Genomic DNA, 13,829 nt, shown 5'->3' with positions numbered 1-13,829 from the left:
ATAATAAATAACTAGTTTTTATATGATATAAAATATAAATTTGCACGATTTTAAATATTCAAAGATCTCCCCGATCGCGATTATAATTCGCTTTTTAATTATGAAAAACGCAGACACATCCAATGGCATTCCTGTTGCGCCATTATTAAACAGTTTAGAAATAGCTCAGGGCAACCCTAAAAAGGCCCTTATTGTAAAAGGCAGATTGCTTACCATTTGCATTTATTGCGTGGCCGTTGCCGTTGCCATAAGTTTTATAGCTAAAGTATTGGTATCATTAATTAACCTGGTAACCAATATAGCCTTTTTTGGCTCAATAAATCTGGCTTTTCATAGCCCGGCTAATAATCATTTGGGCGCCTGGGTAATTGTTATCCCGGCGGTAGGTGGCATTGTGGTGGGTTTTATGGCGTTGTATGGGTCAAAAGCTATCCGCGGGCACGGCATCCCCGAAGCTATGGAACAGATATTGGTTAATGAAAGTAATATTAAGCCGGCCATTGCGCTGTTAAAACCGCTTTCGTCGGCTATAGCCATAGGCACCGGCGGCCCTTTTGGTGCTGAAGGCCCAATCATAGCTACGGGTGGCGCGCTGGGTTCGACCCTGGGGCAGATCTTCAAAGTTACTTCAAACGAGCGTAAGATCATCCTGGCGGCGGGTGCTACGGCGGGTATGTCGGCCATATTTGGTACGCCTATAGCCGGAGTTTTTCTGGCTATAGAGCTATTGTTATTCGAGTTTTCGCCACGGGCGATATTGCCGGTAGCGCTGGCTTGCATTACCGGGGCGGCCGGTCATCATTTACTGTTTGAGTCGGGGCCGGTATTTGCTATGCCGGATGTTGCCATCCCAACTAACCAGGCATTGGCTATTTACAGCGGCATGGGGATAGTAATAGGCTTTCTTTCCATCGGCATTACCAAAATAGTTTATTGGGTTGAAGACCTATTTGAGCACCTGCCCATCCACTGGATGTGGTGGCCCGCCATTGGTGGATTGGCAGTTGGCCTTATCGGGTTTTATTTCCCCCACACTTTGGGTGTTGGGTATGATAACATTACCGGTTTACTAACTGGCAACTGGCCATTAAAGCTGGTGCTTACGCTGTGTATTTTTAAATTTCTGTCATGGGCCATTGCTTTGGGTAGCGGTACTTCGGGTGGTACGTTGGCGCCATTATTGACCATGGGCGGTGCGGCCGGTGCGGTTATCGGTATAGTTATTTTAAAAGTATATCCTGATGCGGGTATTAATATCCCGCTGGCAGCGTTAATTGGCATGTCGGCCATGTTTGCAGGTGCGTCCAGAGCTTATTTAACCAGTATCGTTTTTGCATTAGAAGCCACCATGCAGTCGCATGCTTTATTGCCCTTGCTGGGTGCCTGCACCGGGGCCTATATTGTGTCTTTCTTTTTAATGGAGAACACCATCATGACCGAAAAGATCGTTCGTCGCGGTTTGACCGTGCCCGATTCATTTAGCCCCGATCTGATGCAGAAAATGACCGTAGCGCAGGTAGTGCAAGGCGCCGAAAGCCTGATCAATGCAGGCACCAGTATTTACGATGCACAGCAATGGGTTAGCACCAATCACCGCGACGAAAGCCAGTTTGTAGCGATAAATGATCAAGGCGAATATGCGGGCATCATCCGTCTTGCAGATCTGTACAATACATTGTTAGATGTCAATCAGCCCATCAAAGCGTTACTTGATACACAAGTCAAAGAATCGGTTATTAGTGACGATTCCTTGAGCCGGGCTATAGAACGGATGTCGAAAAACGACATAGAAGTTTTACCGGTAATGGCGTCGGTTAATCGCAATATCGTAATCGGCGTGTTGTCTTATAAAGACCTGATCAAAGCCTACACCCAAAATATCGAAAAGAATGAATCTGCTCATGTAAAGATATCATTGAAGCGCCGCAGAATTAAGATGATGGTGAGAGGTAAGCAGGCGAGTTGAAATACTGATAATAATGTTAACCCTCTTTCCGCCAAAGGCGAAGAGAGGGTGGTCGAACGAAGTGAAGACCGGGTGAGTCAACGACGCTGCTTGTCTAGCCTGTCCGCTAAGACTTACCCCGACATCGCTTCGCTTGTCGACCCTCTCTTCCGCAAGCGGGAAAGAGGGTGATGAAGATGTTGTAACAATCGGTATACAAAAATCGCATAGCTTGGTTTAATGGTATCTTTATCAATCAACTAGAACGCCATGCTCTTCATCCGCCTCAAAAAAATAACCGTTTGTTTTTTACTGTCGATGTCATTATCGGCTGTATTTGCGCAGACACCGCAATATCCGCCAGCAAACCAGGTAACCAAAGATTTTAAGGCGCTGCTTGATCGCCCAAAAGTTGACCCAAAGCCTGAGTTTACCGTTGTGCGTAAAGATTCTATCGAGGTTGATCGCGGCTTTATTTATACCGAAGCCAGGGAGCGTATGCCGGTGCTGATATATAAGCCGGTACGTGCCGGGCAAAGTAAATTCCCGGTAGCGATATTTTTGCATGGCACCGGTGGTAATAAGGATGGCGGCGATACTAAAGCCTTATTTACCCGCCTGACCAAAGCCGGCATTATGGGTGTAGCTATAGATGCGCGATATCATGGCGAGCGCATTCCGGGTGGGGCGCATGGTTCAAAAGAATATACTGAAGCCGCCTATCAGGCTTTCAAAACTAACGATGCGACGCACCATGCTTATCCGTTTTTATATGATACTTCCTACGATTTGTGGCGACTGGTGGATTACCTGGTTACCCGCCCCGATGTAAAAGCCGACCGCATTGGTATGGGTGGTATATCCATGGGCGGAATTGAAACCTGGATGGCAGCATCTGTCGACACACGGGTTTATGCTACGGCGCTGGGTATCTCAGTACAAAGTTTTAAATGGTCGCTGGATAATGATAAATGGCAGGGAAGGGCCGGCACCATTGGCGATGCGCACAAAAAAGCAGCCCGCGACCTGGGCGACTCGACCGTTAACCAACGAAATGTAAAAGCAGTTTGGGACAAGATCTTGCCCGGTATTACCGGCGAGTTTGATTGCCCGTCTATGCTGCGCCTGCTGGCCCCACGGCCATGTTTAATTTTAAGTAAGGATAAAGATCAGAATAATCCATATCCCGGTGCGCAAATTGGTTTTGCTACCATAACAGAAGCTTATAAAAAGGCAAATTCTTTAGATAAACTGGATATTGAAGTGCAGCCCAACCTGGGCCACGTTTTTAACGCTAAGGATACTGAACTTACTTATCAATTTTTCTGTAAATATTTGCTAAACTGATCTGTCATAACTGAAATGCTTTGAGATAGGAGTGCCCCCAGGTCCCCCAATCTTTCAGTGCTTTGTTAAGCGTTTCTACAAATAATTTATTATCTACCGGCTTGCCTTTTTTTGGTGGGGCGATCTCGTTTTCGGCAATGGTCATGTCTGTAACTTTACTGGCAAACCAGGCCACATTTTCATGTGGCAAAGCTACGCCCAGTATCATACCCGGTAAACCGCTGAAAGATTCGGGACCGCCGGTTACCAGAATCTTATCGGTATAAAAAGCTACTACGTAAATTGAATCCATGATGATAGCGTTAGCCCGGCGGCAGGGATAACCGGCTATATCGCGGGTTTCATCGGTTATTTTCCAGTTGATCTTGCGGGTGCTGTCTTTCAATAAAAATGTTTGCTCAAATACTGTTTTCTGCGCGGTGCTCATGCCCAGGTTAAAATCGGTATAAATGGTTGAGTTTTGATCTGCTATTACTGTGTTGAAATTGTTATTGCGCTTTTCTTCATCGGCAACCGGTGCAAATAGGGTTTTATTGTTACCAAACTTAAGGGTGCTTTTTGATACTTTAAATTGTGGGTTATTTTTTTTGTATTCCTCAAAAGGTTTCTCGTACCAGGCTTCGTTGTCTTTGTCTATTTGCTTGCTGATGATAGCGAACATGTTCGATTTTTTCTCAAACTCAATAACGCCCGATGTAGTGAAATGCGCTTCCTGTGCCAGGCAGCTGCCGGCCAGTATAACAAAGCTGCAAATGGTAATGATCAAGTTTTTCATTGTTGTGTTATTTGGTAGCTCCAATGCCCATTTTTGAGAAGTCATAAGACACAGTTAGCATAAAATACCTTTTAATGGTTGAGTAGCGTTGCTCGGTTATGATGCCGCCGTTGGCGTAACGATTAAAGCCCTGGTTTTGGTTCAGAATGTCATTTACCGTACCTATAATCTTTAAGGTTTTCTCCTTAAAAAAAGTTTTGCTTACGGAGGCATTTAGCAACGTGCGTTCAAACTGCGGCAAAGCTGCGGTTTTGGCCGTGTAAGTATAGTCGGCATCAGAACTAAGTTGCCAGTTGTGCAGAAAATATATACCCGCCCAATAATGCCCGTTAAAGCCCCCGCTATTGCTGTTGTACATAGCTTGTAATGAGCTTTGGTTAATTGTATAACTTGGGCCTGCCGATATGTAAAAATTATATTTATTTTCAACATACCTGCTTAAACTTAAGCCACCGTTATAAGAGTTGTTTTTGGTAGTATTTAACTGGCTAACTCCATTAACCGCATTGGTTACCGTGTTGTAAGTGGTCCAGCTACTGAGGTTGCCATTAATACCGATGTTGAAGCTACCTACCTTGCGGTCATAATACACATTGCCACGATAACTGTGTTGCGTTTTACCCTTAAGGTTAAAATATTGACTGATGGTTTTGCCAGTAACATCGGTAGAAGTATTGTTCACGATAACATTGGTTGTAAAACCATAATCGCCACTTATATAAAGGCTTTCGCTACTGATAACTTTATAAGAGTTGTAAGAAGTGGTAAAATGGTTGTAAAATGAAGGTGTAAGATTCGGGTTTCCTAAAGTAACAAATAATGGGTTGGTGTTGTCTTTAACCGGTTGTATCTGTGTGATAGTAGGCTGTTGGGTAGCGCCATTATAGTTTGCCCTGAACCAGCTTTGCTGCGAAATTTTATAGGTATAGTTGATTTGCGGAAACCAATTAATAAATTGGCGTTTTAGCTCGTTGCCGGTATAAAGATTAAATTGATTGAACGATACATCGGCTATCCGGGTGCCAATATTGGTGGTTGATTTGCCTTTAACATAATTAAATATAGCCCCTGCCTGTTGCGAAAATTGGTTCAGTTTAAAATAGTTACTCAATGAATCAACCAGTACGGTGTAATCGCCATCGGCAGTGGGACGGCTGTAAGCACGTTGGTCTGAACTTGAATGATTAATGGAAACACCATAATTGAATATGATAGCCAAAGCCTTACTCAGCGGTTCTGTATAAGTTATATTAGTACTTAACGTTTGGGTTTTATTGGCGGATATTTTGTGCTGATCTGTTAACTCGGTAGTACTTAAAGCCCCTGCATCATCAAAATAATTGAGTTTCGATTTCAAAAAGCCCGAACTAGTATTTTCATCAGACGAACCATTGATCAATGCCGATAGCGTCCGCCCCTTTTTCTTAAATTTCTTGGTGTAAAAAGCGCTGGCATCAAATTTATGATCGTCGACACTGTTAATATTGCTGGTATTATTCAGGTTTAACAGCGTGTTGTCGACCCTGCGGCTGGTATCTGCGCTATTGGTGTTGGTTTTATTGTTTTTATAAGCACCGTCAACCATCACTTTTAAATTCGCACTGGTATCCAGTGTAAAATTGAATGTTGCATCCAGTTTTTCTCGAAAGACTGAGTTGTGATTGTTCTGTATGCTGTTGGTGTTAATGACCCTGTCTGGCAGGTTATTTTGTGTGATAGTGCTTTGCGTACCATCAATGCTTAGGCCGCCTATTTTGTAGTTGGCGTTAACAGATAGTTTGTCTTTATTAAACTTGTTATCGTAATGGGCGCCCCCCGTGGTTGCTTTAGGTAATCCCCGCCCATTATAGGATAAGTCGTTGTTATTGCTAAAATAGGTGAAGCCGTCGTCGGTGGTCTGCGCATTGCTGCCGTCGCCGTATTTTTGGGCATCATCCCAGTCAAGGCCGGTGGTGCCATTGTTTGAGCCAATGCCGTAAAACGACATTTTTTCCTTGTTCTCAAACTTGTTGTACATCAGCTGCCCGGCGTAATACTTGTCAGTGCCTTCGCTGGCTATTGCCTTACCAAAGTAGCCGGCCTTTTTGCCATCTTTTAGTTTAATATTCAAGGTCTTCGTTTTTTCGCCGTCGTCAATACCGGTAAATGTGGCCTGGTCGCTTTTCTTGTCGTACAGCTGCACCTTGTCAACCATATCCGCGCGGATATTTTTGGTAACCAGCGTAGGGTCGTCGCCAAAAAACTCTTCGCCATCTAATAATACCTTGCCAACCTTTTGGCCCTGTGCGGTGATTTTGCCATCTTTATCAACCTGTATGCCCGGAAACTGCTTAATCAAATCCTCAACCTTATCATTGGGTTGTATCACATAAGCTTTGGCGTTAAATTCTGTGGTATCTCCCTTTATTTTAATGGCGGTTGTATGGCCCTTAACAATAACATCTTTTAATAGGCGCGATGTTAACACCATACCTATTTTGCCAAAATCATGATCCTGGTTTTTTTCGTCCAGCGAAAAATTTTCCGAGTAATCGGCATAGCCGGGATAGGATAGCACCATTATAAATTTTCCGGCCACCAGGTTATTAATAATAAATGAGCCGTCGGCTTTTGCACGGGTAAATTTTCTAAGGGTCGAATCTTTTGCGTTCAAGACCATGATGTTGCTGTTAAGCAAGGCTTTCTTCTCGGCTGTATCAATTGCCAGGCCTTTAACAGCATAGTTGTTTTGTGCGTAGGCAGTGGTAAAGCTAAACAACACCAACAGTGCTGCCAGCCAGGTTGTGATTTTCATAGGTTAGTATCAGGCGATGGCCAAGGTATAACTAAGTTTTTAGTAGTGCAAGCGATTTAACATTTATTAACGAAATTTAACATTGTGATATGCCCATATGACGTAAGAAAGAAGCGACCGTTACAGTTTAGGATATAAAAAAAATGCCTCCTGAAACAGGAAGCATTTTGGTTAAAGGTTTGGGTTGAAATTTATGCTATAGTTTAATGCGAAAACTTATGCCACATTGAGCCAGATAATGTTACCTGGCTGCTATCGTCAAGATTGTAGCTGGTTTTGGCCATTTTTATGTTTCCAATATTGAGGCTGCTTTTATTATGGATATTAAAATTAGCGGTTTCTACATTGCCGTTACCGCCAATGTTTAACGTACCCTGATTCATGGTGACATCTATCTTTTTAACATCCACGGGCGTAAAATTCACAATACCCGGTACGTTATTTTCTATACGGATAGAGTCTTGATTGATTATAGCAAGCGTAGTATTGCCGCCCACCTGCACAGCCATATCTCCCCGAATCATTGCTGTTTTTAAACTATTTAACCGCTGGCAAGTGATATGGATAGCATACACCCGGTTTTTGTCGGTACTAATTGTTTTGAATCTGATCTTTAAAATGCGGTTTTCGACTGTAAAAACCAGGTCATTTTGGGCTTCTTTCCCAACCCATATTTCCTGTTTTTGGCCCGAGGAAATGTCTGTAAAAGTGGTGTAGGTCGTATAATCTTCTATGGCATCAAAATCCTTAACCGGGACAGATACTTCATTGTAATGACGGCCACTGTAATCGCCTTTTTTATACTCGGCACGTAATGCGATATCAAATGATACCAGGGAGAGAATGATCAATGCCGCTATGGCTATCAGTAATTTATTACTTGTTTTCATTTTGCGTGTCCTTAGTTTTTTTAAAGTCTTCGTAATATTTCAAAACCTGGTCGGGCTGTATCTCTAACAGGTACAGGCTATTTAAAAAGTCGGGCAGTTCCTGCTGTAAAAAGCGCTCGCGTCGTATGGTCTTGATCTGGGCAATAGCGTTGGCCATTACAAATAAGCCCAGGCCGCGTTTGTTAAATACAATTTCTTTTTGCTGCAGATACTCATAAGTGCGCATCACCGTGTTTGGGTTTACCTGCAACTCGGTAGCCAGCTCGCGTACCGACGGTATTTTAGCTTCGGGCAGCCATTTACCCAGGGTGATACGTTCGCTCACGTAGTCGGCTATTTGCAGGTATATCGCTTCTTTATCTTTAAAGTTCATGGCTTAAACCTGTTTTTCTTTTAGTTTATAAAAGGTGCTCACGAACAATAAAAGTTGAGCTAATCCAAAAATAACCCATTGCACAAGGTGTATATTATTGCCAAGCGTTAACCAGTAGTTGTTGTTATTTACAGTAATGTTACTTTCGAAAAATAAACTGGACGAAGAAAATTTGCCGCCACTAATCAGCCATAAAATAACCTTATTAAGCAGAGAAACTATTAAAAGCGCAAGGAAGAATGCAAACGCTGTTTTTATAAAATGCAAACGCTTAAAATAAATTGCGCCCCAGAAGCAAAACACTTGAAATAAAACAAACATGATCAATGCTATGACTATAGGCGATTGGGTAATTAACGAGTGTACCAGTTTAAAGGGCGTAACGGTTGGGTGATTAATGCTTAACACCAAACTATCTATAATAAAAAAACAAGCGTTGACCGAGATCAGGAAAATAGGGAACGTGTATAACCAGGCTACCAAAAATTTCTCCAGGTGAGAAACCGGCAGGGTTAATGGTAAAATGGCTTTTTTCCGATCGCCAAGTTCTGCAAAAATGGTGCTGGTAAATATGCTGCCGCCCAACCATATCAAAACCAGGTACATGGTGTACTGGTAGCTATCGCTTACTGGGCCGCTGCCTACCAAAGCAGGTATCGCCAAAAACAAAAAAACAATACCCATAGCTACCGCTAACGATAAAACGTAAGTGCGGCCATGGTCAAGGGTATGTTTTTTAAAGTACCAGCTAAAGCGTTTCAGGTTAAATGTATTGTTCATGGCCGGGTTGGTTTAATAAGGTGATAAGGTTTGGGTTATTACTTATAATAGCATTAAACAGTAGTTCCATGTCTACTTTGGTAAAGCTGCCGTCGGTATTTTTGGTGATGGCATTCAGGCCATTCAGGTGCTGCTCGGCATAAATGTAATCGGTACTGTTGGTTTGGATAATGCCGAAATTCAACTTTTCGCTGATCAGATCGAGCGTTTGATTGAGCACAATTTGGTTGTTATGCAGCACCAATACGGTGTCTATCAGGTTATCCAGATCGCGTATTTGGTGGGTAGATATGATCAGGCAACGATCATCGGTTAACACAGATGCCACCAGTTTTCTAAACTGCGCTTTTGAGGGAATATCCAGGCCATTAGTAGGTTCATCCATAATAACCAGGGCGGTATTAGTTGCCAGCGCAAAAGCGATGTAGGCTTTTTTTTGCTGCCCCAACGATAGCTTGGTTAATTTCCTGTCGGCGGGGATATCAAAATCAGTTAACAACTGCTCAAACTGCTTGCTGTCAAACTTTGGGTAGAAATGGCCGGTACTTTTGGCAAATTGTTTTGCGGTAACGGGTGGCAGGTAAATTTCTTCGGGCACAAAAAACAACTCTTGCAGAAACGATGGATTACGCCTGGCTGCTATCTCGCCGTTAACGGTGCAGCTGCCAGACCATGGTGTTGCCAGGCCCGCAATATTTTTTAATAGCGTGGATTTGCCGGCGCCATTCATACCCAGCAGACCGTAAATAAGCCCGGGTTTTAACGACAGGCTCAAATTGTCAAGCAACTTATGTTTGCCGTAACCAAATGATAAGTTTGAGATTTCGATCATTGTGTATGTGTATTAGTTTAATAGTACACTGCAAATGTAGATCAATAAAATTAATATCAAAATTTTTCTGAAAAAATATTTTCAAAAGGTTTAGATTGACGCTACTTTTCATAGCGCTGAATATTATCTAAATTGCGGCTTAATGAACCAGATCATAGAGTGTGTCCCTAATTTTAGCGAAGGTGTTGATCATGACATCATCCAAAGTATTACCGCTGCCATAGGTTCGGTAGCAGATGTTCAGTTATTAAATGTCGACCCGGGCCGCGATGCCAACCGTACGGTAGTAACCTTTGCCGGCGAACCTGAAGCAGTTATTGAAGCCGCGTTTCTAGCCATAAAAACAGCCGGCGAACTAATTGATATGCGCACCCAAAAAGGCACCCACCCGCGTATGGGCGCAACGGATGTTTGCCCGCTTATCCCGGTTAGCAATATTACTTTGGATGAGGTGGTAGTGTATGCCGATAGATTAGCTAAACGGGTGGGCGAGGAGCTGCAGATCCCCGTTTATTTATATGAAGATTCTCAGCCCGATAAAAAGCGCAGTAACCTGGCTGCTATTCGTGCCGGCGAATATGAAGGGTTCTTTAAAAAAATAGCACTGCCCGGCTGGAAACCCGATTATGGCCCTGCCGAAATGGATGCCCAAAGAGGTGCTGCCGTAATAGGTGCCCGCGATTTTTTGATTGCTTATAATATCAACCTAAATACAGCTTCAACCCACATTGCCAACGAGATAGCGCAGGACGTGAGAGAAACCGGAAAAATTATTGTTGATGAAAGTGGAAAAAAACGCATCCCCGGAACATTAAAATACGTAAAAGCCATTGGCTGGTACATTGATGAATATCAAAAGGCCCAGGTATCTATGAATTTAACCAATATTTCGGCAACGCCCATACACGTGGTGTTTGACGAAGTATGCGCCAAAGCAGCTGATTACGGCGTGAGCGTAACCGGCAGTGAGTTAATTGGTATGATACCCTTAAAAGCAATGACAGATGCCGGCCGATATTTTTTGCAGAAGCAAGGCATTACCTATGTTGTAAACGAAACCAAACTGATTGATGCCGCCATACAGGCTATGGGGTTAAATGAGTTGGCTCATTTTGAGCCGCAGAAACGTATTATCGAGTACCAGCTAGGCTAGTGCTGTTCAGTTTCATCCAATTGTTTAAATATTAAATTGGTATTAAAATTTATTAATAAATTTATTATAGAATACTATAAAGCAAAAACATAGCGTTTTTGAATTTTTATCATGAGACTTATCACAGTTAAGGTTAATTTATTCCTCCTTACTTTGATGCTGCTTCTGGCAGGATCGGCTTTAGCACAAACTAACCATAATGGTATAGTAACTCAAAGTCAATTAAAAAACTTCAATACTTCATTAGCACAAATTGATCTTACTTTTAACTTCCCCGAAGGGTTTAAAGAAATAAAAGCGCCTAACACAGATAGTTACCAGTTTGATTATGCCATGATGCTGCCCGATGCCGATTTCGAGATTTGGTTTAGGGTAAATACACAGAAAGAGAACGAAAAATTACTGACAGATAAAAATATCCGCGTCAGTAACCCCGATTCGCTGTTTGTAAATGTAGCTCAAGATCAAATAACGTCCTTCACATCAGAAAAAGATTATTCAAAGAGAACTTTGCCCCAGTATATTCTTGACAGATACAATGCCGATGCCGGCTGTACTTATTTAATGAGTATTGACGATAGCCCCATAACCAGGCACTATAAATATGCTTTTGTTACAGTACTGCAAAAAAATAGCGTCGGCACCGTAATGGCCATTTGCTTTACCAATGATAAAGGGCCTGAGTTTTTCAAAAACATGAACTCAGCCGCCAGCTGTTTGAAGTTTAAGGAATAGTGATTGGAGATTAGTTATTCATCTCAACTTTATTCATCAAAAACTAATCTCTAATTAACTAATCTCCAATCACTCACCCAAAGTGTTGATAAGTTAAAAGTTTCTAACACGTATTTTGGTTAATCAAACTTTATTTTTGCTTTAGGGCTTATTCTTGCCCTTTCTATAGAATTAAAAAATGGCAGAACCAGTAAATTATAGTGAAGACAGCATCCGGTCGTTAGATTGGAAGGAACATATACGCCTGCGCCCGGGTATGTACATTGGTAAACTGGGCGATGGGTCGGCAAATGATGACGGGATTTATGTATTACTGAAGGAGATTGTAGATAACTCGATCGATGAGTTTGTGATGGGTTCAGGCAAAACTATTGAGATTAACATCAGTGACCATAAAGTTACCGTACGCGATTACGGCCGCGGTATCCCGTTGGGTAAAGTGATAGATTGCGTATCAAAAATAAATACCGGTGGTAAATATGATAGTAAAGCTTTTCAAAAGTCTGTAGGTTTAAATGGTGTGGGTACTAAGGCGGTTAACGCTTTGTCGTCTTCGTTCATCGTACAATCATATCGCGATGGTCGCACCAAAATAGCCGAATTTGAAAAAGGCGAATTGACAAAAGAAGATCCTGAAAAAGATACCACTCAACGCAATGGTACGGCCATTAACTTCCTGCCTGATGACAGCATTTTCAGGCATTACCGCTACATCCCTGAGTTTGTAGATAGCATGGTTTGGAATTACGTGTATCTTAATTCTGGATTGACCATTAACTTTAACAACCAAAAATATTTCTCGGAGCGGGGACTGTATGACTTGTTGACCAAAAATACCGATGCCGAGACTATTCGTTATCCTATCATCCACCTAAAAGGCGAGGACATAGAGATAGCCATGACCCACGGCCAACAATATGGTGAAGAATATTACTCATTTGTAAACGGGCAGAACACTACGCAAGGCGGTACGCACCAGGCAGCTTTTCGCGAGGCGGTAGTAAAAACTATTCGCGAGTTTTATAAAAAAGAGTTTGATGCTTCAGATATCCGGGCTTCCATCGTATCAGCGATTTCAATCAAAGTGCAGGAGCCGGTGTTCGAGTCGCAAACCAAAACCAAGCTGGGTTCATTAAATATTGGCCCGGAAGGGCCATCGGTTCGTGGCTTTGTGAATGATTTTGTTAAAAAAGAGCTTGACAATTATCTGCATAAAAACCCGGCAGCAGCTGATGCGATGCTTAAGAGGATCATGCAGTCTGAACGCGAGCGTAAAGATATTGCCGGTATCAAAAAACTGGCTAATGAGCGTGCCAAAAAAGCATCATTACATAACCGCAAGCTGCGCGATTGTAAATTGCATTTCGAAGATAACCACGAGCGTAAACAAGACACCACGCTATTCATCACAGAAGGTGACTCGGCAAGCGGGTCCATCACCAAATCGCGCGATGTGCAGACCCAGGCGGTGTTCAGCTTAAAAGGTAAGCCGCTAAACTGTTTCGGCTTAACCAAAAAAGTGGTTTATGAAAACGAAGAGTTTAACCTATTGCAACACGCGTTGAATATTGAAGACGGTCTTGACAATTTGCGTTACAACAATATCGTAATAGCTACTGATGCAGATGTAGACGGTATGCACATCCGTTTGTTGCTGATGACGTTCTTCCTGCAGTTTTTCCCTGATTTGGTAAAGGCTGGCCATGTATCGATATTGCAGACCCCGCTGTTCCGCGTGCGCAATAAAAAAGAAACCATTTATTGCTATAGCGATGAAGAACGTCGTAACGCCATTGCCAAATTAGGCAACAAGCCAGAGATAACCCGCTTTAAAGGTTTGGGCGAGATTTCGCCGGATGAGTTTGGCTTGTTCATTGGTAAAGACATACGCCTTGATCCGGTGATATTGAAAGATGCCAATATAAAAGGCCTGTTAGAATATTTTATGGGTAAAAACACTCCGGCAAGGCAGCAGCATATTATTGGTAACCTGCGCGTAGAGAAGGATGACGAAACGGTGAATCCTACTATTGTTGATGACACCGCAGACAATAACTCAGAAGAGTTGCCAATAGCAAGTTAATCGATACTGTCGTTGCGAGCAAAGCGCGGCAATCGCACGCGTTAAAGCATCCTTGCGATTGCCGCGCTTTGCTTGCAATGACAATTATTTTAAACTTTATATCAAAATTTTCCTTATCTTGT

Annotated in this window: 11 protein-coding genes; 5 read left to right on the top strand and 6 right to left on the bottom strand. The window is 42.6% G+C overall.

Translation table 11 applies throughout. The features are described from left to right. Nucleotides 1-100: 100 nt before the first annotated feature. Nucleotides 101-1,966 (top strand): chloride channel protein, encoded by a 1,866-nt coding sequence (locus HB679_RS13550; RefSeq protein WP_214072538.1) that lies wholly within the window; start codon nucleotides 101-103, stop codon nucleotides 1,964-1,966. 249 nt (nucleotides 1,967-2,215) lie between these two features. Continuing rightward, on the top strand, nucleotides 2,216-3,292 hold the full coding sequence (locus HB679_RS13545) for an alpha/beta hydrolase-fold protein (protein ID WP_214072537.1): 1,077 nt from the start codon (nucleotides 2,216-2,218) through the stop codon (nucleotides 3,290-3,292). Between the two features lie 4 nt (nucleotides 3,293-3,296). Here the strand turns inward: HB679_RS13545 and HB679_RS13540 are convergent, their stop codons facing one another. The 6 genes from HB679_RS13540 to HB679_RS13515 form a co-directional block, all read right to left on the bottom strand. After that, on the bottom strand, nucleotides 3,297-4,067 hold the full coding sequence (locus HB679_RS13540; RefSeq protein WP_214072536.1) for a GLPGLI family protein: 771 nt from the start codon (nucleotides 4,065-4,067) through the stop codon (nucleotides 3,297-3,299). 7 nt (nucleotides 4,068-4,074) lie between these two features. Beyond that, a complete protein-coding gene (locus HB679_RS13535) occupies nucleotides 4,075-6,861 on the bottom strand; it encodes an outer membrane beta-barrel protein (RefSeq protein ID WP_214072535.1) in 2,787 nt (928 codons plus the stop codon). A gap of 203 nt (nucleotides 6,862-7,064) precedes the next feature. Continuing rightward, entirely contained in the window at nucleotides 7,065-7,751 is a 687-nt protein-coding gene (locus tag HB679_RS13530; RefSeq protein ID WP_214072534.1) for a DUF2807 domain-containing protein, read from the bottom strand. Then, on the bottom strand, nucleotides 7,738-8,124 hold the full coding sequence (locus HB679_RS13525) for a GntR family transcriptional regulator (protein WP_214072533.1): 387 nt from the start codon (nucleotides 8,122-8,124) through the stop codon (nucleotides 7,738-7,740). The genes HB679_RS13530 and HB679_RS13525 overlap by 14 nt, the downstream gene beginning before the upstream one ends. Nucleotides 8,125-8,127: 3 nt before the next feature. Continuing rightward, a complete protein-coding gene (locus HB679_RS13520; protein WP_214072532.1) occupies nucleotides 8,128-8,904 on the bottom strand; it encodes a hypothetical protein in 777 nt (258 codons plus the stop codon). Next, a complete protein-coding gene (locus tag HB679_RS13515; RefSeq protein WP_214072531.1) occupies nucleotides 8,888-9,736 on the bottom strand; it encodes an ABC transporter ATP-binding protein in 849 nt (282 codons plus the stop codon). The genes HB679_RS13520 and HB679_RS13515 overlap by 17 nt, the downstream gene beginning before the upstream one ends. Before the next feature lie 142 nt (nucleotides 9,737-9,878). On the opposite strand from HB679_RS13515, the gene ftcD reads away from it, so the two are divergent. The 3 genes from ftcD (at nucleotide 9,879) to HB679_RS13500 (ending at nucleotide 13,707) form a co-directional block, all read left to right on the top strand. Continuing rightward, nucleotides 9,879-10,889, top strand: a complete 1,011-nt coding sequence (ftcD, locus tag HB679_RS13510; RefSeq protein WP_214072530.1) for a glutamate formimidoyltransferase — start codon at nucleotides 9,879-9,881, stop codon at nucleotides 10,887-10,889. Between the two features lie 111 nt (nucleotides 10,890-11,000). Continuing rightward, nucleotides 11,001-11,624, top strand: a complete 624-nt coding sequence (locus HB679_RS13505; RefSeq protein ID WP_214072529.1) for a hypothetical protein — start codon at nucleotides 11,001-11,003, stop codon at nucleotides 11,622-11,624. A gap of 178 nt (nucleotides 11,625-11,802) precedes the next feature. Further along, the gene (locus HB679_RS13500) at nucleotides 11,803-13,707 is read left to right on the top strand and encodes a DNA topoisomerase IV subunit B (RefSeq protein WP_214072528.1); all 1,905 of its coding nucleotides are present in this window, start codon (nucleotides 11,803-11,805) and stop codon (nucleotides 13,705-13,707) included. Nucleotides 13,708-13,829 lie beyond the last annotated feature (122 nt).

This window comes from Mucilaginibacter sp. dw_454, from assembly GCF_018449775.1.
Taxonomy (GTDB): domain Bacteria; phylum Bacteroidota; class Bacteroidia; order Sphingobacteriales; family Sphingobacteriaceae; genus Mucilaginibacter.
This window is presented reverse-complemented; position numbering and strand designations above follow the sequence as displayed.